Annotated in this window: 20 protein-coding genes; 11 read left to right on the top strand and 9 right to left on the bottom strand. The window is 60.7% G+C overall.

Annotated elements, in window-relative coordinates; translation table 11 throughout:
• Positions 1–119 precede the first annotated feature (119 nt).
• Positions 120–536: a VOC family protein gene (locus FEZ59_RS20865; protein WP_020909695.1), complete on the top strand. Its 417-nt coding sequence runs from the start codon at positions 120–122 to the stop codon at positions 534–536.
• A 22-nt stretch (positions 537–558) separates the two neighbouring features.
• Here the strand turns inward: FEZ59_RS20865 and FEZ59_RS20860 are convergent, their stop codons facing one another.
• Positions 559–2,001: an amidase gene (locus FEZ59_RS20860; RefSeq protein WP_172933123.1), complete on the bottom strand. Its 1,443-nt coding sequence runs from the start codon at positions 1,999–2,001 to the stop codon at positions 559–561.
• A gap of 39 nt (positions 2,002–2,040) precedes the next feature.
• The gene (locus FEZ59_RS20855; protein ID WP_172933122.1) at positions 2,041–3,267 is read right to left on the bottom strand and encodes an MFS transporter; all 1,227 of its coding nucleotides are present in this window, start codon (positions 3,265–3,267) and stop codon (positions 2,041–2,043) included.
• Between the two features lie 119 nt (positions 3,268–3,386).
• Here FEZ59_RS20855 and FEZ59_RS20850 point away from each other — a divergent pair, with 119 nt between their 5' ends.
• Complete coding sequence (locus FEZ59_RS20850; protein ID WP_232252950.1) at positions 3,387–4,286, top strand: LysR family transcriptional regulator; 900 nt, start codon at positions 3,387–3,389, stop codon at positions 4,284–4,286.
• Positions 4,287–4,354: 68 nt separating this feature from the next.
• Positions 4,355–4,843 (top strand): hypothetical protein, encoded by a 489-nt coding sequence (locus FEZ59_RS20845; RefSeq protein ID WP_070796002.1) that lies wholly within the window; start codon positions 4,355–4,357, stop codon positions 4,841–4,843.
• A 63-nt stretch (positions 4,844–4,906) separates the two neighbouring features.
• Here the strand turns inward: FEZ59_RS20845 and FEZ59_RS20840 are convergent, their stop codons facing one another.
• The 3 genes from FEZ59_RS20840 to FEZ59_RS20830 all read right to left on the bottom strand — a co-directional run bounded on the left by FEZ59_RS20840 (position 4,907) and on the right by FEZ59_RS20830 (position 7,765).
• Entirely contained in the window at positions 4,907–5,767 is an 861-nt protein-coding gene (locus tag FEZ59_RS20840) for an acetylxylan esterase (RefSeq protein ID WP_070795430.1), read from the bottom strand.
• Positions 5,768–5,951: 184 nt separating this feature from the next.
• Positions 5,952–6,878 (bottom strand): LysR family transcriptional regulator, encoded by a 927-nt coding sequence (locus FEZ59_RS20835; protein ID WP_172933120.1) that lies wholly within the window; start codon positions 6,876–6,878, stop codon positions 5,952–5,954.
• A complete protein-coding gene (locus FEZ59_RS20830; protein ID WP_020909702.1) occupies positions 6,875–7,765 on the bottom strand; it encodes a LysR family transcriptional regulator in 891 nt (296 codons plus the stop codon). The genes FEZ59_RS20835 and FEZ59_RS20830 overlap by 4 nt, the downstream gene beginning before the upstream one ends.
• A 233-nt stretch (positions 7,766–7,998) precedes the next feature.
• Between FEZ59_RS20830 and FEZ59_RS20825 the strand changes: the two genes are divergently transcribed.
• The 6 genes from FEZ59_RS20825 to FEZ59_RS20800 all read left to right on the top strand — a co-directional run bounded on the left by FEZ59_RS20825 (position 7,999) and on the right by FEZ59_RS20800 (position 14,080).
• On the top strand, positions 7,999–8,871 hold the full coding sequence (locus FEZ59_RS20825) for an ABC transporter permease (RefSeq protein WP_172933119.1): 873 nt from the start codon (positions 7,999–8,001) through the stop codon (positions 8,869–8,871).
• An 11-nt stretch (positions 8,872–8,882) separates the two neighbouring features.
• Positions 8,883–9,656: an ABC transporter ATP-binding protein gene (locus FEZ59_RS20820; RefSeq protein WP_020971337.1), complete on the top strand. Its 774-nt coding sequence runs from the start codon at positions 8,883–8,885 to the stop codon at positions 9,654–9,656.
• A 120-nt stretch (positions 9,657–9,776) separates the two neighbouring features.
• Positions 9,777–10,733, top strand: coding sequence for an ABC transporter substrate-binding protein (locus FEZ59_RS20815; protein ID WP_031331416.1), 957 nt, complete (start codon positions 9,777–9,779; stop codon positions 10,731–10,733).
• Positions 10,734–10,785: 52 nt separating this feature from the next.
• Positions 10,786–11,883: a hypothetical protein gene (locus FEZ59_RS20810; RefSeq protein ID WP_021333241.1), complete on the top strand. Its 1,098-nt coding sequence runs from the start codon at positions 10,786–10,788 to the stop codon at positions 11,881–11,883.
• Complete coding sequence (locus FEZ59_RS20805; protein ID WP_021333240.1) at positions 11,880–13,016, top strand: CoA transferase; 1,137 nt, start codon at positions 11,880–11,882, stop codon at positions 13,014–13,016. The genes FEZ59_RS20810 and FEZ59_RS20805 overlap by 4 nt, the downstream gene beginning before the upstream one ends.
• An 80-nt stretch (positions 13,017–13,096) precedes the next feature.
• Complete coding sequence (locus tag FEZ59_RS20800; protein WP_070384525.1) at positions 13,097–14,080, top strand: nitronate monooxygenase family protein; 984 nt, start codon at positions 13,097–13,099, stop codon at positions 14,078–14,080.
• A gap of 23 nt (positions 14,081–14,103) precedes the next feature.
• On the opposite strand, the gene FEZ59_RS20795 is transcribed toward FEZ59_RS20800, so the two are convergent.
• Together FEZ59_RS20795 and FEZ59_RS20790 are read right to left on the bottom strand one after the other, a co-directional pair.
• Positions 14,104–14,376, bottom strand: coding sequence for a hypothetical protein (locus tag FEZ59_RS20795; protein ID WP_172933118.1), 273 nt, complete (start codon positions 14,374–14,376; stop codon positions 14,104–14,106).
• Between the two features lie 120 nt (positions 14,377–14,496).
• Positions 14,497–15,132: an isochorismatase family protein gene (locus tag FEZ59_RS20790; RefSeq protein WP_172933117.1), complete on the bottom strand. Its 636-nt coding sequence runs from the start codon at positions 15,130–15,132 to the stop codon at positions 14,497–14,499.
• 149 nt (positions 15,133–15,281) lie between these two features.
• On the opposite strand from FEZ59_RS20790, the gene FEZ59_RS20785 reads away from it, so the two are divergent.
• Positions 15,282–16,295 (top strand): helix-turn-helix domain-containing protein, encoded by a 1,014-nt coding sequence (locus FEZ59_RS20785; protein ID WP_172933116.1) that lies wholly within the window; start codon positions 15,282–15,284, stop codon positions 16,293–16,295.
• A gap of 563 nt (positions 16,296–16,858) precedes the next feature.
• On the opposite strand, the gene FEZ59_RS20780 is transcribed toward FEZ59_RS20785, so the two are convergent.
• Entirely contained in the window at positions 16,859–18,109 is a 1,251-nt protein-coding gene (locus FEZ59_RS20780; RefSeq protein WP_046380107.1) for an MCE family protein, read from the bottom strand.
• Positions 18,110–18,190: 81 nt separating this feature from the next.
• Positions 18,191–19,204: a diiron oxygenase gene (locus tag FEZ59_RS20775; protein ID WP_029256690.1), complete on the bottom strand. Its 1,014-nt coding sequence runs from the start codon at positions 19,202–19,204 to the stop codon at positions 18,191–18,193.
• Positions 19,205–19,373: 169 nt separating this feature from the next.
• Between FEZ59_RS20775 and FEZ59_RS20770 the strand changes: the two genes are divergently transcribed.
• The gene (locus FEZ59_RS20770) at positions 19,374–19,994 is read left to right on the top strand and encodes a TetR/AcrR family transcriptional regulator (RefSeq protein WP_060939402.1); all 621 of its coding nucleotides are present in this window, start codon (positions 19,374–19,376) and stop codon (positions 19,992–19,994) included.
• The last annotated feature ends 150 nt before the right edge of the window (positions 19,995–20,144 follow it).

Here is a 20,144-nt window from a genome sequence, read left to right as displayed (position 1 = left end):
ACGGACCGGTGGACTGCCCACGTCGCACGCGGAAATAGCGGCGAGTATCTTGGTTCCGAAGAATGCCGCAAGCTTCCTACCTCCCGACACTCGATTGTCTTGGGCGTTAACATCGACAGATGCTCACTCGAGTCGATCTGACGATGGATTGCACAGACCCCGACCGCTTGGCTACGTTTTGGAAGATAGCCGCTGGATACGTCGATGAGCCACCACCGCAGCCTTTTTCGACCCGGGAGGAGTGGCTGGCCACTTTCGACGACGAAGGCGACGGGATGGGCGGCGCTTGGTTGCACCACCCGCTCGGAGTGGCTCCCCGACTCTGTCTACTACAGGTTCCTGAATCCAAGGTCGCCAAGAACCGATTGCATCTCGATCTCCGGGTATCCGGAGACGGGACCCCAGTTGAGAAGTGGGCGACAATCCTTCGCGAGGTCGAACGACTACTACGCGCGGGCGCCTCAGAATTGGAAAGATTCGAAGGTCACCATGTGAGCATGGCCGACCCAGAGGGCAACGAATTCTGCGTGGCGTGATTCACCCGCCTGCCCGAGATTCTCACGAGAAGGCCTGGCAGTCCGGGTGATTGCCGGGATAGGGCAGAACCTCCTCGAGGGCGAGCCCTATGGCAAAGGCCGTGTGGTCGTCGTACGGCCGCGTAACTATCTGTGTACCGGTAGGGATTCCGTTCCGAGCGAAACCGGTGGGGATTGTCAGCACCGGGCAGTTGCTCAGGATGTTGAAGGTGATGGCCGGTACGGCCTCGAGATAGAATCCCAATTCTGTTCCAGCCACATTGATTCCGTGCCCGACGTAGTCGACGCCGGCAAGAAAGCCATCGGTCACCACTGCCGGAGTGATCAACGCGTCATAGGTGTCGAACAGGGATCCGATCGAGGAATACAGTTCGGCTTCGATCGCGAGTCCGTCGAGGAAAGTCGCGTCACCACGGGTGCGGCGTGCCCATCGCGCGAATTCCTTCGCGTACTCCGTGACCTTGTCGGGGTGCGCGGACGCTTCGGCGGAGATCGATGCACCGAACACGTGATCGTAGTGAATGGCGGCCGCACGCATGATTGCAGCGCGTGACAGGTCGACTTCGATGATCTCCGTGCGTGCGCCCAGCGCAGTGAGGGTGTCCACCAACTTGGCGGTGTTGGCGGCAACGTCCGGATCAACCGGCCAGTCACCCAACGCCGGGATCACGGCGATACGCATTCCTGTCAACGAATGCGTTGCGAGGCCGGGCAGCGGCGATGCCGGCACATGCGAGGCAATGTCAGTGGAAGTCGGTCCCGCGATGACCGACTGCAGTGTGAGGCAGTCACTTACGGTGCGAGCCATCGGACCGCAGTGGCAGTAGCGATCGAGATTGAAGGGCGGATCGACGGGGACACGGCCGTGCGGTGGCTTGAACCCGACAATTCCGTTGAGAGACGACGGAGTTCGGATCGATCCTGCAACATCGGAACCGGTAGCCAAGTGCGTCATACCGGTGGCAAGTGCGACTGCCGATCCGCCGGAAGACCCGCCGGAGGAGTATTTCGTGTTCCACGGATTGCGAGTGACGCCCCACAACTCGGACTGTGTGAACGCGGCCGAGGAGAATTCCGGGGCCGTCGATCGCGCGTGGACGATGGCACCGGCGTCGACGATCCGCTGCACGAAAGTCGAAGTGTGGGTGGCGATCAAGTCCTCATAGACCTTGGACCCTTGAGTCCACGGTTGGCCTTGTACCGGTTCATCCTCTTTCACCACAACGGGAACACCGGCGAGCGGAAGGCTGACATCCGAGCCGCGGGCGTAGTGGCGTTCCGCTGACTTCGCTTGTGCCCGTGCAGTATCGAAGAAAGTGTGTCCCACTGCATTCAAGGTCGGGTTGAGCGCCTCGATACGTTCGATGGTGGACTCGAGCACTTCCACCGGAGACAGCGATTTGTCCCGGTAGCGTTCGAGCATCTCGGTCACATCCATGAATGTCGAAACGGGTGTCTGGCGCATATCTGTTGTCCTGCCTCTATGAAGGTTTTGTGTAGGCGGCTAGGTTGTCAGTTCGTGCTTTGCCACGACGGGGTTGCGGAATGTGGCGAGCAGCATTGCGAGAGTGGCGATTCCCGCGGCCATCCAGAAGACCGTTTCGGAACCGGAGTGGTCATGAATGCGTCCACCCGCGAACGCGCCGAGGGCGATGCTTGCGTTGAAGACTGCAACCCACAGAGCCGCAGCGGCCTCTCGGTGAACGGGGGCTGCTTGTGCGATCCATGTTTGAGTACTCACCGATACACCACCGTAGAAGAGGCCCCAAGCCGCCATGAGCAGAGCAGCTGTGATCAAGGTGGTAGCCGAGATCGGGAACAGGGCAAGGGTGATCGCTACTCCCGCGCTGAGGATGACGACCACAGTCTTCGGAGACTTGGTGGCAGATGGCCCGGCTATGAAGTTGCCGACAACGCCCAGAACCCCGTAGATCAAGAGCATCGTGCCGATCTGCGCAGGGTGCAATCCTGCGAAGAACTCCAGCCCCGGACGCACATAGGTGTACGCCGCGAAATGAGCGGTGACGATGAGCGCGGTAATCGCGATTCCGACCCGGACTCCCGGGTTCCGAAAAGCCACCACGAGACTGCCGAGCGACAAAGCTTGATCAGCTGGCATCACGGGTAGGACAGCGAACATGGCGAGCGCGATCAGCGTCGCGGCGCAGCTGAGAGTCCAGAATGCCACGCTCCACCCGGCCGCTGCTCCGATATACGTCCCCGCAGGGACACCGAGAACTGAGGCAACCGCGATTCCGCTGAAGATGATCGTGGTCGCCAACCCGACGGATCTGGAACCCACCAATTTGGGTGCCAGGCTAGCGGCGAGTGCCCAGACTCCGCCCATGCTCACACCGAGTAGGACGCGAGCAACAGCGAGGACAGCGAAGCTTGGTGCGAGAGCCGTGAGGGCGTTCGCCGCGGCGACTACAAGCATCAGAACGATAAGCGTCGACCGACGATCGAAGCGCCGGGTCACGATGGGCACAAACGGGGCAGTGGCCGCTGCCACCAATCCGGTAATGGCCAGTGAGAGCCCGATGGTCCCTTCGCTTTCCACCAGGTCAGCACCGATCGGGGTGAGTAGCCCGACCGGCATCATCTCTGCCGCGACAACGATGAAGGTGGACGCTGCGATCAGGGCGACCGCAGCCCAGTGGTTCTCGATGGTGTGTGCGTGGGTTGAGGACGTGGGCGCGGGGCTGTTTTGCCCGGGCGCGGAATGTGGCATGTAACCAGAGAAGCTCCCGCACGCCCAAGGATCAACGGCGAATCGCTCATCCAACCATTAGCTCAATTCATCGATGAGCCATGATGGAGTGGTCGAATGAGTCGAGGGTCGGAGTGAAAATGTCGGAGCCTCCGATGCGTGAGATCGAGTGTTTCCTCGTTCTCGCTGAAGAACTGCACTTCGGTCGCACCGGCGAACGACTGTTCATCTCCCAGGGCCGAGTCAGTCAGCTGATCAGCGGGTTGGAGCGTCGTATCGGCACCAGCCTGGTGGCGCGCACCAGTCGCCGCGTACGCCTGACTGAATTCGGTGCCGAATTTCTTGCGTCGTTGGCTCCCGCGCATCGTGCGCTTGTCGGAGTAATCGAGGACGCTCAGTCACGAGCACGCAACATGCCGACGCCGCTTCGGGTGGGTTTCCAAGGAGCAATTTACGATTCGATCGCGGCTGCTGTCTCTCGTTTCGAGATACAACATCCGCAAACTTGCGTGACCATCAAAGAATTACCCCTGGGTGATCCGTTCAGTGATGTACTCGCCGGGCGAATCGATGCGGCAGTGGCACTTCTCCCCGTAGATGAGCCCGAGCTGACAACCGGGCTCGTCTTTTCTCGACAGCCCCAGACCCTGGCCGTCTCAGTCCATCACCCGTTCAGTGAACTGGGCGTGATCGACGCCGAGCAGTTGGCGCAGATCTGTCTGGTACCCATCACCGGCCCAGCCCCCGACTATTGGCAGCGTGTGAATTCCCCGAGCACGACGCCGGGCGGAGCCACGATTCCCACGCAGGGCGGGGCGAGCACCGTTCAGGAAGGCCTGTCGCAGGTCGCATTCAGTCAGGTCGGCCTCATCCTGTGCGCAGCAACCGCTACATACAGCCAGCGCTCGGACATCACATTCGTACCGATCAACGGATTACCCGAATCTGCTTTGGGCCTCGTGTGGCGTACCGATCTCGAAAGCCCACGACTCCGCGCTTTCGCGAAAGCGATCGAGGAAGCACACACCTGTTCCGCCTGACGGCGATCAGCCAAGTCGCGGAAGGACTCCGGGACGTGGGGATGCATCGCGTGTGGGATGATCGCGCCATGTCTGCGATCACCGACTACTTCACCGCGCGCACGGATGAGCACGCCACCTCCGCCCTCGAGGGACTCGTCGACTTGGAACCAGCGGTGATCGAGGCGAACGATGCCTCTCGCCCGCGGATTCAGTTGGCTGCGGATGGGACTTCAGTTCTGCAGGCGAAAGGCGTCGATCCGGTTGTCGCGCTCGGCCGACTGGAAGCAGCCCTCACCGCTCGCCCCTACAACGAGGTCGCCAAAGGTCCACGCTGCGGGAAACTCGTCGCAATGAGCGACGACGGCGACACCCTCGTGCTCACGGTTACCGACGAATTACGTGATGCACTAGCGGAATTGAACGCTGAAGGCGTCGCCGCCGCTGCGGCGGCCTGGGCAATCGACGAGACGAGTGAACCGTCGGAGGACTCAGTGCCGTTCCTGACCGCCTTCGCCGAACTAGCGACCAGAGCTGTGGCTCAGGGCGAACGGATGTACGGCTACGTCGTCATCTGAGCTTTGCGACTCCGCCGACCTGATTGGAAGGCTGTTCGTCTTCGACAACTCCAGATCTGACCGTCACCCCGGGATCTGCATGGCCAGATCGTTGCGGTCGAAGTCGGAGAACTGCTGGGTGTCAGTGCAGTATCCACAGCTCGCTCCGAAGAACTCGGTGCGGGCGTTCGGATCGTCGAGTAGCCAGTACCGCAGCCACGCCGTGCTCGGCCCGCGCATATCGCCGCCGTTGATCGCCGTACCGAAGTGCGTGGCACCGCGCAGTTCCAGATACTCGGCAGGCACGTGGTCTGCGTCCTCGTACATCGCCCGCACGATCGCCGGCCAAACGATTGCGTCGGCCTGGCCGGCCAGATAGAGAACCGGCTCGTCGATGAGGTCGACATCATTGAGCGGGCCAGGCTGGATCGCGACGGCAGTGTCGACGCGGTCGTCGATCGCCGCATTGATCGCCGCAGACCCGCCCTGCGAGTGCCCCACCGCACCAATGTGTTCCAGGTCGACTTTGCCGAAGAAGACGCTCGACGGGCTGGCCGCCTTGTCCGCGATGAGGTCGATTCCCGACCGCATGGTGATGGCGAAGTTGCTTGCCGGTGTATTGGCGGCGACCACGATGAATCCGTGGCTGGCGTAGTGGCGCAACAAGGAGGTGTACGCACCTGGGAGCACACCGGTCCCGTTCCCCCAGATCACAACAGGGTGCTTCTCGCCGCGCGCGCCGAGCTGGCGCGGGTAGTACAGAGTGTGTACCAACCCGATCGAGACATTCGGCGTGTACGGCCCTGCACTCGCCCAGTCGTGCCCGACGCTCGGGATGCCGGGCGCATCGGCAGCCGCTGTTCCGGTTGCGCCCGTGAGTCCTAGCGTCGCGCACAACGCAACCGCCGCTGCAGCATTCACGAAATATTTCAGAGATTTTCGCATGAAGGAAAACCTTTCGAAGTTGATCCGGAGTGACGCGTATTACATATTTACGGCAAGGTGAACCGTCGGCTTTGTTCGAGGAAACGGACTATCCCAGAAGTGTTGTGTCTGTAGACAAAATAATCGTTCTCGGTGTATGAGCAGCCGCCGCGAATACGCAAAGTCCCAGAGAGATCGACTCCGCCTACAGCTTCCGCGCCGATTGCTCGGCACACAGCCGTAGGAAATGTTCGACGACCTGCGTGTTCTGGCCGTCCTTTGCCACGGCTGCGATCTTCCGTGGCGGCAGTTCGAGTATCTCGCCCACAGTGCAGCCGCGTTCGGATGCTCGCTCGGCACTGGAGAGTTCGAGGATGACAGCACCGATCCCTTCGTATGCGAAATCCGCGAAGGCATCGCGATGCTGTGACCTCATCACGAAGGCATGGTCGATTCGCGGTTCGATCGAACGCAGATGGCGATAGACATCGGAAGTTTCGAACCGCGGTGCGACGACCAAGCCGATACGCATGAGGTCCTCGCCGATGAATACCCCGTCGACCGGTGGCGGGGTGCCGGGCGGGCAGACAAGGCGCAACTTGTGGTCCGGAAGGCGCACCATTCGAGTCCCGGGAACGCCGGTGGGCGGCGACTCCATTATTGCCACGTCAGCGGTGCCGGCCATGACCGGGTGAATCGCATCGGCCACAGATGACCCCGGCGGAACCGAGATGGTGATTCTCAGGTTCGGCACCTCCGAGCGCAGCGCTCCGAGCAGCACCGCTGTGGGATCGTCCGCAAGGCTCGCTGTCGTGGCAACACTGAGGTGGGGGACCGCTGACAGTAAGAACTCGCGCTCGACCACTAATCGGTCGAGCGCGGCCAGCGCTTCGCGTGCTGGATCGATGAGATTCCGTCCGCGCGCAGTCAGCGTCGCGCCGGCCCGGCCCCGATTGAAAAGCCGTCCTCCGATGCGTCTTTCGAGTCGCGCAATTGATTGAGAGACGCTCGATGTTCCTGTGAACTGGTTTGCCGCTGCTGCCGTGATACTGCCGTGTTCGACGACCGCGAGGAAGTCTTGTAGCTGCCGCGGATCGATTCGCGGGGGCGCGGACTCTCCGAAGTTGCTCATCCGGCGTTCCCCATTCCACCTTCGTCACGTAATCGGCTGGTCGTCTCGATAAACGCTTGTGCCGCAGGCGATGGCGTCGAACCGTGGAACATCCAGATATCACGAGTGAGCGGGGGCCGAGTACGACACAGCACCACACCTTCGCCGACTGTATCGGCGACAGATTCGGGAAGGAAGGCGACGCCGACTCCCGCGCGTACAAGTGGGATCATCGAGGCCACAGAGATAGTCTCCGCAACCACCGCCCCGTCCACAGTGCCTTCGCCCAGGCGTTCCGCCAACAGTCGCCGAGTGACATCGTCACGCGGGCTGGTGATCAATCCGATTCGCAACAGATCCGTCAACGCCGCTACCCCCTCGCCTTCACTTCGTGCGGCGGGCACCAGCGCAACGATTCGTTGCCGGCCGAGAAGGATACGTTCAACACCCTCGTCGAACACCTCGTCCACCCCGAGGCCGATATCAGCCTGACCCGAGGCGACCACCGTTCCGATTCCGTCGGTGTCGTTGCTGAGCATCGTCACCGCAACATTGGGAAACTTGCTTTTGAACGCACCGAGGGCCGTGGCCGCCGGATCACGCGCCAATGTTCGCGGACATACGACCGTCAGCCGACCCCGCTGCACGACGTTCAATGGATGCAAAGCGTGATCCAAATCCCGGTATGCCCGAAGTACTTGGGCCGCCGGACCTGTCAGATCGCGTCCAGCGTCGGTCAGGGTGACTCCCCGCGAGCCACGGCGGACGAGCGTCAGGCCGCACTCTTTCTCCATTCTGGCGAGAGCCTCCGAGATTGTCGGCTGGCTGACCCCCAGTCCGCGAGCAGCAGCGGAAATGCTGCCCCGATCAGCAAGGGCGAGAAAGTATTCCAGATGACGCCGGTCCATTGGGATTCCCTTCTCATGGAAGTCCGCGTGCGCGCCCGATTCTGCGCCCGTCAGCCATAGGTAAACCCTATGGCATACCTCTCGAATGTGGCGTAGACGGGAAGAAGAATCCCGTGATCTGCTTCACATATGAACGCAGTGAGCAACAACCCGGGGAGCTTCGACCAGACGCACCCGTCTGCTTTTGTCGAGCACCTATCGCCGCCTGTGAGCACTACGAAGAAGGCGCCGAAATGACCGAAACCATCACCGCTATTTCGCCATCCGGCGCTACGTCACCCCGTTCCGCGAGTCGGGCACGCTCTGAGCCGAAGCCCGCTCGACAGCGTCGATCCGGCACGCGACGCACCATCGGGGTACGACTGGCCCAGGCCGCACTGCTTTTGGTCCTACTCGGAGCGTGGCAGCTCGTCGCATCGCAAGGTTGGATCGAACCAGTTCTGGCCAAAACGCCAGGAGAAGCCTGGAACTACTTCACCGCAGCAGTGCAGTCGGGGGAGATTTCGACGAACTTGCGTGCCACGATGGCTGCCGTCGTGATCGCTTGGATCCTCGCTAGCGCGGTCGGGGTGGCGGTAGGGCTCTCTCTCGGACTACTTCCGACCCTCGAACGCATCATGAGTCCGTTTCTGGATGCGGCGAATGCCATGCCACGTCTTGCGCTGGCACCTCTGCTTATCGTCATCTTCGGGATCACGATGACGGCAAAGGTCGCTCTCGCGTTCACACTCGTCTTCTTCATCGTCTGCTCGAGTGCACGAGCCGGTGTGAAGTCAGTGGACGACGAATGGCTCCGACTTTCCACTGTCCTGAATGCCAGTAAGACACAGGTGTTCTGGCACATTCTCCTCCCCGTCGCGACACCTGGCATTTTTGCCGGTCTTCGGTTGGGGCTGATCTATTCACTGCTTGGCGTCGTGGGTTCTGAACTGATCTCGTCACGGGACGGGCTGGGCCAGCTTGTGTCGATCTACTCGGCCCAGTTCCGGATGGAAGCGGTCTACGCGATCCTCATACTTCTCGCAATCGTCGCAGTCGTCCTCAACCAGGCCATGAACTTCGCCGAGCGCTACCTCCTTCGGTGGCAGCCCCCGGCTCGACGATGACAGGAATCATCATGGATACCAACGTGATTACACCCGCAGTCCAACTCGACGGACTGACGATATCCTTCCCCTCGCCCGACGGGTCGGCGAAAACTGTGGTCGATAATCTCGACCTCACAATCCCTCGCGGACAGTTCGTGAGCCTGGTCGGCAGGAGTGGTTGCGGCAAGACCACCCTGCTCAACGCGCTCGCTGGATTGGTGGACGCAACAGAAGGGAAGACCGAGGTCCTCGGCACAACGCCATTCGACGCTCGTTCTCGGATGGGCTTCATGATGGCCCGAGATGCGCTGTTCCCGTGGCGAACAGCGCAGAAGAATGTGGAGTACGGTCTCGAATTGAGGGGAGTACCCAAGGCGGAGAGACGAACTCAATCCGCGCGCTGGCTTGCGGCCGTTCAAATGTCCGAGGCGTCACGGCTGTGGACTTGGCAACTCTCCCAAGGGATGCGCCAGCGTGTCGCGTTGGCCCGAACGTGGGCTCTGGATCCGGACATCTTGTTGATGGACGAACCGTTTGCCGCCCTCGATGCGCAGACCCGAGTCGAAGTACAGCGAGAATTCCTCGAGCTTTGGCAATCCCAGGTAGGCCGGACGGTCATCTTCGTAACCCACGACCTCGGCGAAGCCATCTGTCTCTCCGACCGCGTTCTGCTGCTCGGGGCCGGCCGGGTGATCGACGACGTCTCCATTGACATCGAACGCCCCCGCGAACTCGAAACCCTCACCGCCGAACCTCGATACATCGAAATCTTCAACCGGCTGCGTGGTCAGCTCGACCACTGATGTGCCCAGCCAACTCAGCTTGATTACTGATGTGCCCAGCCAACTCAGCTTGATTTCTGATGCGCCCAGCCAACTCAGCTTGATTTCTGATGCGCCCAGCCATCAAGGAACAGGAATCCCATGAAACTTCGACCTTTTGTCGGCACAGTCATTGCAGCGTCCCTACTGCTTTCCGCGTGTGGAGGGGGAGGGCGTCCGAACGACGGTAGCGTCGCCATCGGGGTCTACCCTGCGAGTGCTTTGTCCCTACCTGTCTACGTCGCCGTCCAACAAGGAATGTTCGACAAGGAAGGCCTCCACGTCGAGCTCATCGACGGAAAGAACGGGCCCGAACTCATCAGCGGTCTCATCGGCGGTACAACCGATCTCGCGGTCGGAGCACCCGGAACCGTCGTTCCGGCCATAGAGCAAGGGCAGAGTCTGCGGCCACTGTCCCCGTACGGGTCGATCGATCTTGCCATCGCCGTGACGAAAGACAGCGGCATCACCACCATCGAGGATTTGCCCGGCAAGCGGATCGCCATACCGTCACGTGGCGGCGCGGCCGAGCAATTCGTCAATCAGCTTCTCGCAGAACGAAACATCGACGCATCCACGGTGCAATTCATCGCAGCGGCACCCACCGCGAGTCAGATACCACTCGCGCGAAAGGGCGACATCGATGCCGCCGTTCTCACCGCTGCCAGCCAAGCCGTATTCGATGCTCAAGGAATACCGATGACGGCGATTACAGAAGTAGACCCGGTGGGCTCTGAGGGCGTGAGTTCATACGGCCTGGGCACGGTGCTCGTCACGACAGCCACATTCGCTGAATCCGATGCTGCTGCCCCCGTTTGTGCGGCGCTCGAGGCCGCAGCAGGGTGGATAGCCGATCCCGCGAACGAGCAAGCAGGAGCTCAACTTCTCACCGAGCGAATGAATGTTCCTGCTGACAAAGCCAACCAGGTGTGGGCTTCGCAGAAGACCCTCTGGCCGGTCGAGATTTCAGCCGACCGATGGACCCAGAACGTCGCATGGGTGAACAACCAGACCTCGGGCAAGTCCGACGCAGACGTCCCTTTCGACCCCCTCTGCTGACCAACGCCCCCCATACACAATCCAGTTCGTCTACTACGAAAGAGAAGAAACGATGACACAACTCGCTGACCAGTCAACACAATCCGAGTCCCAGCACGATCGCCGGCAGCTCACCGAGGCTTGGTCTGCAGTCACCGACAGTCTTGCGACATTCGGTTCGACAGCTGCCGCCACAGGATCGCCGCTGGACAGCGCCGAAGGCGTACGGCACGCACTTCGCCTGTTCGGATACCTCGCCGAGATGAATATCGAACGCCAAGACGTGCTCCGACCTGAACTCTTCACTCTGATGTCACCGATGCGAAAGTTCTGGGGAGACGGCATCGACGTCGACTACTGGACTGCGATGATCGACCCCAACGAGACATACCGTATTCACGGTAACCGTGGCACAGTGCCGTACGTCGCCGTCCTCGCCAATCGCGTCGGTGCGTCTGGGACCGACCGGGTCGCCGACAACATCGTCATCGACGACAAGGTGTGTGACGCGGACGGCAACTTCGAGATCTTCGTCGCACAAGAGCTGGAGGGGCGCAGCGGCATTCGGCTGGATGAGCGCTGCTTCGACGTTGTAGTGCGTGTGTATCACAAGACGCGTAACGCGGAGATCGATCCCGTTCTCCACATCGAGCGCCTCGGTCCGCCGCCTGGTGCACGCCCCGAACTCGACACGGCGTGGCTGGCCCAGCGCCTCACGAAACTTGCTCGTGGCATGGACGTGAGCCTTCGACGCAGTCTTCAGCTCATCGAAACACTCAGTCAGTCTCCCAACGAGATTCGCGTGACCTCGGAGCAACGAGGGTGGGGAGACTTCTACGGCACCAGCTCCAACCAATACATTGCCGGCTGGTGGTCACTGAAAGACGCTACTGCCGTAGACATTACGTTCACCATCCCCGACTGCACCTACTTCGGAGTGATGCTGTACAACCACTGGTTCGAGTCCTTCGAGTACCGCGACCACACCGTCAACCTCAACGACGCACACTTCGAGCGCAATGACGATGGAACCGTGACAATCCGCATCGGGGGAGCAGAAGGTGACAGAAATCGATTGAACCCCTGCAACCACACCGAAGGCATCCTGTTGGCGCGCTGCCTGGAACCTGCTGAGGATGTCACTTCGCCTCATGTGGAGATCATTCGATGACCCACGAAGTAGACCTGCCGTTGGCAGGTGTCCGAGTAGTGGAGATCGGTCAACTGATCGCAATACCCAGCGCCGGGCAGCAGTTGTCCGATCTCGGCGCCGAGGTCATCAAGCTCGAGCCCCCTGGCGGTGAACCGGCCCGACAAATCGACGCCGATTACGCACGCGGCATCTTCTACGGGTACAACCGTGGAAAGCGTTCAATCTGCCTCGACCTCAAAGACTCCGCCGATCTGCAGCGAGCTCGGGATTTGATCGCGTCGAGCGACATCTTGCTGCACAATCTGCGCCCGGGAACGCTTGATCGACTGGGATTCTCCTCTGCCGAACTCCAACGTCTGCGACCGGAAATCATCAGCGTATCGGTGAGCGGGTACGGGGCGGAGGGCCCGTCCGCCACCCGCGCCGGGCTCGACATCGCTGCGCAAGCAGAGAGCGGACTGATGTCGGTGACGGGTGAGGCGGAGGGCCCGCCACAGCGTGTGGGCGCACCGGTCATAGATCATGCAACGAGCTACGTCGTCGCCCAAGCGGTACTGGCAGCGCTACTGCGGCGCGATCGCACCGGCAAGGGCTCCTCTGTCCGAGTTTCCCTGCTCGACGTCGCAATCCACTTGCAGACCGCCAACTGGATCGAGTGGCAAGTATCAGGAAAGTCTATGAGCCGCAAAGGGAACGGACAACCAAGCGTCGCACCTGCCGCAGACGTCTTTCGTGCCGTCGATGGCGAGCTGGTGATCAGCGGCTACCAACCACGAGCCTGGATCGAACTGTGCAAGGCGATCGACTTACCAGAGTTGGCCGACGACCCGCGGTTCTCTACCAACACACTGCGCGTGGAAAACCGTGCAGTCCTCGTCGCCACGATCGAGAAGCAGCTGTGCCACCGCAGCGCCGCTGAGGCGGTAGAGCATCTCACCGCAGCCGGAGTGGTTGCAGCGCTTGTGCGTGACTACGACCAGGTAATCTGCGCCGACGATGTGATTGCGAACCGTACCTTCATCCCCGGCACCAACGAACGTGGCGAGCAATATTTGACGCCTGCCATGCCCTATCGCGCCGAACCTCCGATGGCACGAACTGATCCCTCGCAGGTCCCGGCCTTGAACGAGTGGGCGTCGTCGATGGGCTGAATGCGTCACTCTGGCCGAAAACCACTTGGCAACAACGTAACTGACAAACCGATATCCATGCATCATCGAGGAGATGTCCAGTGCTGACAACCGCATTTACCGAGACGTTCGGAGTTCGTCACCCCATCGTCCAGGGCGGCATGCAGTGGGTGGGGAGAGCAGAACTCGTAGCGGCAGTTGCAAACGCCGGCGCGCTCGGCATGCTCACTGCTCTGACACAGCCGACGCCTGACGATCTTGCCCGAGAAATTTCCCGCACGCGCGAGCTCACCGACCAACCGTTCGGAGTCAATCTCACAATCCTCCCGACGATCACACCTCCGCCTTACGATGAGTATCGCAACGTGATCATCGACTGCGGAGTGAAAGTCGTCGAGACAGCCGGATCTTCTCCCGCACCCCATCTGCCGCACTTTCACGCCGCCGGCATCAAGGTCCTCCACAAGTGCACCAGCGTCCGCCACGCGGTCAAAGCCCAGGCCCTCGGCGTCGACGGCATCAGCATCGACGGGTTCGAATGCGCCGGGCATCCAGGGGAAGACGACGTACCTGGTCTCGTTCTCATCGCTGCAGCAGCAGAGCGGATCAGCATTCCCATGATCGCGTCCGGTGGATTTGCCGATGCGCGGGGATTAGTGGCCGCCCTGGCGCTTGGCGCCGACGGCATCAACATGGGCACTCGGTTCATGTGTACCGAGGAGTCCCCGATTCACCGCAACATCAAAGAGGCGATAGTTGCTGCCTCCGAGGTGGACACCGAGCTGATTTTCAGGTCACTGCGCAATACCGCTCGCGTAGCACGCAACAGCATCAGCCAAGAAGTTGTCGAAATTCTCTCCAGTGGTGGCAAATTCGAAGACGTTCGACATCTTGTTGCCGGTGCGCGAGGCAGAGCGGTGTTCGACAGCGGCGACCCTGAGGCTGGCATCTGGACGGCGGGGACTGTGCAAGGATTGATTCACGACATCCCCACAGTGGGTGAATTGGTGGAACGTATTGTCGCAGAGTCCGAAGCACTGATTGCCGGACGGCTTGCCGGCCTCCTGGATCCTGTCAGCGCCTGACTACGTCCCGAACCCGCTGAGCGCTACGTCGGCCAGTTCTTCGCGCATGATCGCTGCCGTTGCGCTCGCCGACCCGCCCGCCGCCGTACCTCGTCGTCGATGCGTCGTGCGGTGACGGTGAGCTCTTCCGGATCGCCTCGCGGCTTGTCATCGCGCTCGATCGTTTCGGGTGCATCCGGACGATCATTGACGTTAGGACGAGGAAAGCGCAGGGCGGAGCCGACGAGACGAATGTTTCGAGCTTCTGCCCATCCGGCGCCCCGAAGAAGTAGCTCACGGCCCGCCGTCGCCGACATCCGCGTTCAAAGGACCTATCGTCCTTCAAGTTTCGCGGCATCCAAGGTGTCGATGAGAGTTCGGTCTGCACCGGCAGGGATTAAGGCGTCCCGAATCTATTGCGGGCCTGCAGCATTGCATCAACTGAGGGCCGCCTCGCGTCCTTGGATGGCTGAGACGACAAGATTGCTCTTGGGCAAACTCGTTCCGGAATCTACGGCGTCGACCCATGCGCTTGTTGTTGCGACGGCAGCGAAGTTCGAATGCAAAAGAATCATGAGGGTCTCGTGCAGGGACTGCGCCGATACCTGACCTGCTTCGTTGGCCAGATGGATCGCACCGCTGGCATCTGACAAAATCTCGGCGGCGAACCCGAGAGCTTCCGCTTCCACGGCGGTGCCGAGGTCGCAATTGTTGGTCATGTACCCGACGATCGTGATGGTGTCGATGTCTTTCGCGTGCAGCCAATCGGCTGTATCGGTGCCGGCGAAGACGCTCGCGTACTGCTTGTGGATGCGCTTGGTTTCCGGATCGAGGTGATCCTCGAGCGCTGGGTGAAGTGACCATCCGGGCGTACCTTCGACAAAGACCGGGGCGCCCTCGGGCATCCGATGTTGCACGACGACGACGGGAAGGTCATTCGCGCGAGCGACCTTGACGGCGCTGAGGATGTTGGCCAATGACTCCTCACGCGGCGGGTACTGGATCTGCAGTGGACCGTCGAAGTATTCCTGCTGTACGTCGACGACGATAAGGGCACGGCGAGGTGTAGGCACTTTCATCACTCCTGGAAGGTCGGTCGGGTTCGGTTTCGTATCGGCGATCCTGACGGTCGTCTTCCATTGTTCGGTAGGTGTCTATGCATCCGTGAGTGGCACGGGTGCATACTTTCGATGACTTTGCGCCATGATGTGGAAGAGACCAAATGCGAATCGCCGTCTATGCGTTCGACAGCATCACGATGTTTCATCTCGCAGCGCCGTTGATGGTGTTCGGTGAGGTGGGCAGGCTCGGGCTCGCACCTGACTGGGAAACCAGGTTGTGGTCCGATCGCGCGGGCGCGGTTCGGACCGTCGAGGGATACTCGGTCGGCGATGTGGCGGGACCGCGGACACTCGATTGGGCCGACATCGTGATCATCCCTTCCTGGCCGCTACCACTTTCACCGATCAGCGAGTCATTGCGAGCCAAGCTGTGCCGGGCGCACGCTCGCGGCACCCCGATCGTGGGGTTGTGTCTCGGCGCTTTTGCCGTCGCCGACGCCGGACTCCTCCATGGTCGCTCGGCCGTCACGCACTGGGAGATGATGCCCGCGCTCGCTAAAAACCATCCAAGTATCCGCTTGGACGAGTCGGTGCTCTATATCGACCACGGCGACGTGATGACGTCCGCGGGGACGGTGTCGTCGGTCGATGCTTGTCTGCACCTTGTGCGCAAGCACCTCAGATCCGCAGTTGCCACCCGCGTGGCGAGAAACCTGGTCGTCGCGCCGCATCGAGAGGGTGGTCAGGCCCAGTACATCGAGAGACCGCTTGCGGAACCTGCGGGCGACACAGCTGTTGCAGACGTGCTGGAATGGGCGCTCGGACGCCTGGACGAGCCGCTGTCTGTCGACCGCCTCGCAGGTCAGGCGCGGATGAGTCGACGAAACTTCATACGGCAGTTCCGTCTTGTCACGGGAACCACTCCGGCACGCTGGATTCTCCAGCAACGACTGAGCGAGGCGCGAGTTCTCCTGGAGACGACCGGTTGGAGCATTGACGCAATTGCGCTGGCGTGTGGGTTCGGAAGCACGGTGACCTTTCGACAGAACTTCACATCCGCGTTTGCGACCGCACCTTCCGCCTACCGGAAGCAGTTCGCTGACCACTCCCACAACGATCGCGTCGGAGAAACCGCGACGTCCGTTGGTTCAGGAGGGCGAATACGGAGGGGATGATGCGCCGCGCGCCCTAGATACGACCGATTCGCTTGCCCTCACTATGTGAAGCAGCAGGCCAGCTCTCTGCCCTTAGCGAGCGGCCCGCTCCAGCCACATACGTCGGGAGTACGTGTACTTGAACCGCTCTTGGACTAATACGAAGCCGGACGCCCGCCCAAAAATGCCTCGACGCTCTGTTCGAATTCCATCGCACGTATCGCGTCGCTTCAATGTCACCAACGGGTGAGTTGACGCACGCACAGCTCTTTCCACTCGTACTGACGATCTGGCGCGCGCTGCTAGACGATGCGGTGAACCCGGACGGGATCATGCACCTATCGGATAATCTCAAGCTTGGAGCACTGGCGAAGCATGTTGAGAGCGTGGGCGTCGCCCTAGTTTCGGTAGGAGTTTCTCGCATTCGCTTTGGCGATCCCGTGTTGACCGTTTGGCGTATCCCAGGATTGCCGTTTCGGGTTGTCCGGCATCGAGTGCGAGGCAGTCCACCGAGAGTTGAGGCCCTGGATGAGCGTCTGGCCGGCCCACTTCACCCTTGTCGCCTCCCGAAGCTGGTGATCATCTCACTTCGGTGTCGCACCGAATGATGGTGCCAGTTGTGTGGCAATAGGGTTCAGGTTGAGCTTGTCCGGGTCCACCTTGGGCTTGTCGTCCCAAGGCTGGGGGGTATTCGGGTCCGCGAATACGACGCGGTTGGCGCTCCGAACCCCCGTTTCACTGCCTTGCGGCGCCAGGCAGCTGGCCGCGACGTTGACCGGGAAGTCCTGCTGAGTGTCGTCGAAGTTCGGGTCTTTGCGCTTCATCTCGTCGAGGATCGCCATAGTCCCTTCGTATCCGACCGTGCAGGGGAACGGCGCATTGGTCTCGAGGACAAGTCCCTGACGTTGAGACGGTCCGTCTGCCTCAATGGCGGACGGTATTCCGGCGGCGAGGCCGGGCATGAAGATCAGAAGGGGTTGCAGTGCAATGGTTCGTGGCGCCAATGTTCGTGCTGTGGAAGCAAGGTTGCTCAGGTCTGTCGTCAGACTCGGACCCCCGTCACGGACGAGAGCCCCGACCTGTTCGCTGGCCGGTATGCCGTTGTCGATCACGCGTCGGATGTCGGGGTCGCTGGTGCGCAATTGCGCAGCCAGTGCGTCGAGGTCGGTGCTGAACTGCTTGATCGCCGACGATTGATCGGATTGCGTCGTGAGTACCGTCTGGCTGTCACGGATCAGTCCGAGGGTCTGGGGAAGGGTGTCGAGGCCCGACTGGGAAATCCCCGACAGCGAGTCGGCAAGTACCTGCAGATCTTCGCCCTTGCCGTTGAATGCCGCGCCGAGTTCCTTCGCGACGGTGTGGAGTGCGTCGACCGGAACGGAGTGCACCAGACCGTTGGCGCTGGTCAAGACGTTCTCGATGGGGATCGGCGTGGTGGTCTCGCCCACGGCGATCACCGAGCCGTCTTCGAGGAACGGGCCCTGGTCGGTATCGGGCTGAAGGTCGACGTACTGCTCACCGATGGCTGAGCGATTGGCCACCACGGCTCGCGCGGATGCCGGAATCTGTGGAGCACTGCTGTCGATCAACAGGTCGACTTCGATTCCGTCGGACGTGAGCGACATGTCGCCGACGCGTCCGACGGGTACACCGCGATAGGTCACTTCGGCGTTGGTGAAGATGCCACCGGACGTCGCCAGTTCGGTTTTGACCGTGTATTGGCCGAATCCCAGAAGATTGTCCAGCCGTACGTATTTCGCTCCGACATAGATCAAACCGAGGAGTGCAACCACGACGAGTGCGACCAGCTGCCACTTGGCGAGCTTCGACATCACCATCGCGTGCCTCGGGTCGATTCGGCTGAGCGCCCCACCGGCGCCGGAGTGTTCGACTTGCGGTCCCTGTTCAATGCGGAATTACGCATGAGCATTATCGAAATCAGCTGCAGACGCCCGATCGGGTTCGCTCCTGAAGCGTGAAGATTTCCCGTCGATCTTGAGAGCCTTCCACAGGACTCTCGAGACCCGGTTCATCAATCCGAGTTCGTCCGCGAGTAATCGGACATCGCCGAAGTACCCGCTCAACGCCTTACGTGATGCAGGGGACTCCCAGAACAGCTCCTTCTTCACCGACTTCGGGATCTCGAAGGTTTCGAAGAACGACTTCGGTGGAACGGCGATCACGTCGCACAGGACCCGCATGATGACCGGAAAAGCCAGGGAGAGAAGGAACTTACCCACCGGGCCGTTCTGATGCACATGCTGCCGTAGGAACTCGTTCGCAAACGAGATGTGTCGCGCCTCTTCGGCGACGTGAATGCGCATCACTCCGCGAATAATGGGGTGATAGTTGCTTTCACTGCGAAGATAGCTCTTTTGGATGTGATCAATGGGCTCTTCCCCCGCCAGCACCCCCATGAAGAAAATCGACGGAAACGGCCAAGCCGCAAGCCCGAGGAACGGCATGACGCGTCGCAGAACCGGGCCGAATCCCGGTACGTCGACGCCCGACCGATTCACCAGTTCCTGGAACATGAGTGTGTGGTTGCACTCTTCGATGACCTCGTGAGTGGCATACCGGAATTCCGCCGACCGGTTAGGCAGCATGGAAACGTACTGCATGAAACCACGAATGAGCACCTGCTCGAACTGCAGACCCACCTTGGCGATGTTCGCTTGCCGATACTGCCCTATGGCAATCTGCTGCTCCCGGGTGCGCGCGAGATACCAAGAATGTGTTCCCAGCAGTTCTACCTCGGGAAGAATCCATCGTGGGTCGTTGTCCACGACCTGAAATTCCGGTGCCTCCCAATCGATGTCGGTATACGGACTGAAGCTCCGGTGCACAGAAGCATCCGAGAGTCGATTGAGCATGTCCTCGTACGTTTCGTCGTCAGGCGCGTCGGAAAATCTCGGTTCGGTGGTCGTCATGGCAGGTGTGTCCCTTCCAGGGCAAACAGGAGGCCTATAACTCAGTAGATATGACTTCAAGTAACAGATAAGTAGGGTAGTAGAACAAACGGTCTATGGCAATGGTGAGCACTTCCACCGGCGAACACAGAGGACGCGCGGCTGATAGATTCGATGCCTAGACAGATCGATGATGAAGGGGAGCACATTGGTTACCGCTCCGCGAGAACGCCTCATTCGCACCACAGTCGAACTCATCCAAAGCAGGGGAGTCTCTGGCGTGGCCGTGACCGAGCTACTCGACCGCAGCGGAACCGCACGTCAATCGATCTACACGCACTTTCCACAAGGCAAGAATCAGTTGATCGAAGCCTCTGCCAGAGCCGCCGGATCGTGGATCAGCGCGATGATCGAGCAACTCTGTTCCGCCCCTCCCCTGGAGGCATTGCAGGCATTCATCGATTACTGGAAGTCGATGATCGTATCCAGCGACTACACCGCCGGATGCCCGATCGCCGCTGCCACGTTCGGCGGCAATGAAATACCCGGCGCAGTTGACGCGGCAAAAATAGCATTTGAAGAGTGGGAATCGATGCTAGCCAACAATTTTCGAGCTGCAAACCTGGATGATGCCCTCGCGCAATCCCTCTCGACAATGACGATCGCAGCAATCGAAGGCGCCGTCATCATGTCCGTCGCAACACGCTCCACCAGGCCTCTCGACCGCGTCGGCAAGCACCTCACCGAGCTCCTCGAGGCGCATCTCAGCGAAAATCACGAGAGAGAACCTGTTCTCCGACAACAAAACTGACTACCTCGCCGACCACCGATCAGCAGCAGAGCATCTCTCCGAACCATGCAGTTCATACAAAATCGAATGGCTGCTGATAACGGCGCGTGCCACTACGAGAATGATCACTCCCGGCGGCGCTCGACCGCCTCCTTGGACCGTCGACGTTGC

It is taken from the genome of Rhodococcus sp. MS13, assembly GCF_013277835.1.
GTDB lineage: Bacteria > Actinomycetota > Actinomycetes > Mycobacteriales > Mycobacteriaceae > Rhodococcus_F > Rhodococcus_F erythropolis.
This window is presented reverse-complemented; position numbering and strand designations above follow the sequence as displayed.

Excerpts from the sequence above, each read along its gene's own strand:
- FEZ59_RS20820 (WP_020971337.1), top strand. The coding sequence starts at position 8,883 with ATGGATACCAACGTGATTACACCCGCAGTCCAACTCGACGGACTGACG.
- FEZ59_RS20785 (WP_172933116.1), top strand. The coding sequence starts at position 15,282 with ATGCGAATCGCCGTCTATGCGTTCGACAGCATCACGATGTTTCATCTC.
- FEZ59_RS20810 (WP_021333241.1), top strand. The coding sequence starts at position 10,786 with ATGACACAACTCGCTGACCAGTCAACACAATCCGAGTCCCAGCACGAT.
- FEZ59_RS20830 (WP_020909702.1), bottom strand. The coding sequence starts at position 7,765 with ATGGACCGGCGTCATCTGGAATACTTTCTCGCCCTTGCTGATCGGGGC.
- FEZ59_RS20845 (WP_070796002.1), top strand. The coding sequence starts at position 4,355 with ATGTCTGCGATCACCGACTACTTCACCGCGCGCACGGATGAGCACGCC.
- FEZ59_RS20825 (WP_172933119.1), top strand. The coding sequence starts at position 7,999 with ATGACCGAAACCATCACCGCTATTTCGCCATCCGGCGCTACGTCACCC.
- FEZ59_RS20815 (WP_031331416.1), top strand. The coding sequence starts at position 9,777 with ATGAAACTTCGACCTTTTGTCGGCACAGTCATTGCAGCGTCCCTACTG.
- FEZ59_RS20865 (WP_020909695.1), top strand. The coding sequence starts at position 120 with ATGCTCACTCGAGTCGATCTGACGATGGATTGCACAGACCCCGACCGC.
- FEZ59_RS20795 (WP_172933118.1), bottom strand. The coding sequence starts at position 14,376 with ATGTCGGCGACGGCGGGCCGTGAGCTACTTCTTCGGGGCGCCGGATGG.
- FEZ59_RS20805 (WP_021333240.1), top strand. The coding sequence starts at position 11,880 with ATGACCCACGAAGTAGACCTGCCGTTGGCAGGTGTCCGAGTAGTGGAG.
- FEZ59_RS20775 (WP_029256690.1), bottom strand. The coding sequence starts at position 19,204 with ATGACGACCACCGAACCGAGATTTTCCGACGCGCCTGACGACGAAACG.
- FEZ59_RS20860 (WP_172933123.1), bottom strand. The coding sequence starts at position 2,001 with ATGCGCCAGACACCCGTTTCGACATTCATGGATGTGACCGAGATGCTC.
- FEZ59_RS20835 (WP_172933120.1), bottom strand. The coding sequence starts at position 6,878 with ATGAGCAACTTCGGAGAGTCCGCGCCCCCGCGAATCGATCCGCGGCAG.
- FEZ59_RS20840 (WP_070795430.1), bottom strand. The coding sequence starts at position 5,767 with ATGCGAAAATCTCTGAAATATTTCGTGAATGCTGCAGCGGCGGTTGCG.
- FEZ59_RS20770 (WP_060939402.1), top strand. The coding sequence starts at position 19,374 with ATGATGAAGGGGAGCACATTGGTTACCGCTCCGCGAGAACGCCTCATT.
- FEZ59_RS20855 (WP_172933122.1), bottom strand. The coding sequence starts at position 3,267 with ATGCCACATTCCGCGCCCGGGCAAAACAGCCCCGCGCCCACGTCCTCA.
- FEZ59_RS20850 (WP_232252950.1), top strand. The coding sequence starts at position 3,387 with ATGTCGGAGCCTCCGATGCGTGAGATCGAGTGTTTCCTCGTTCTCGCT.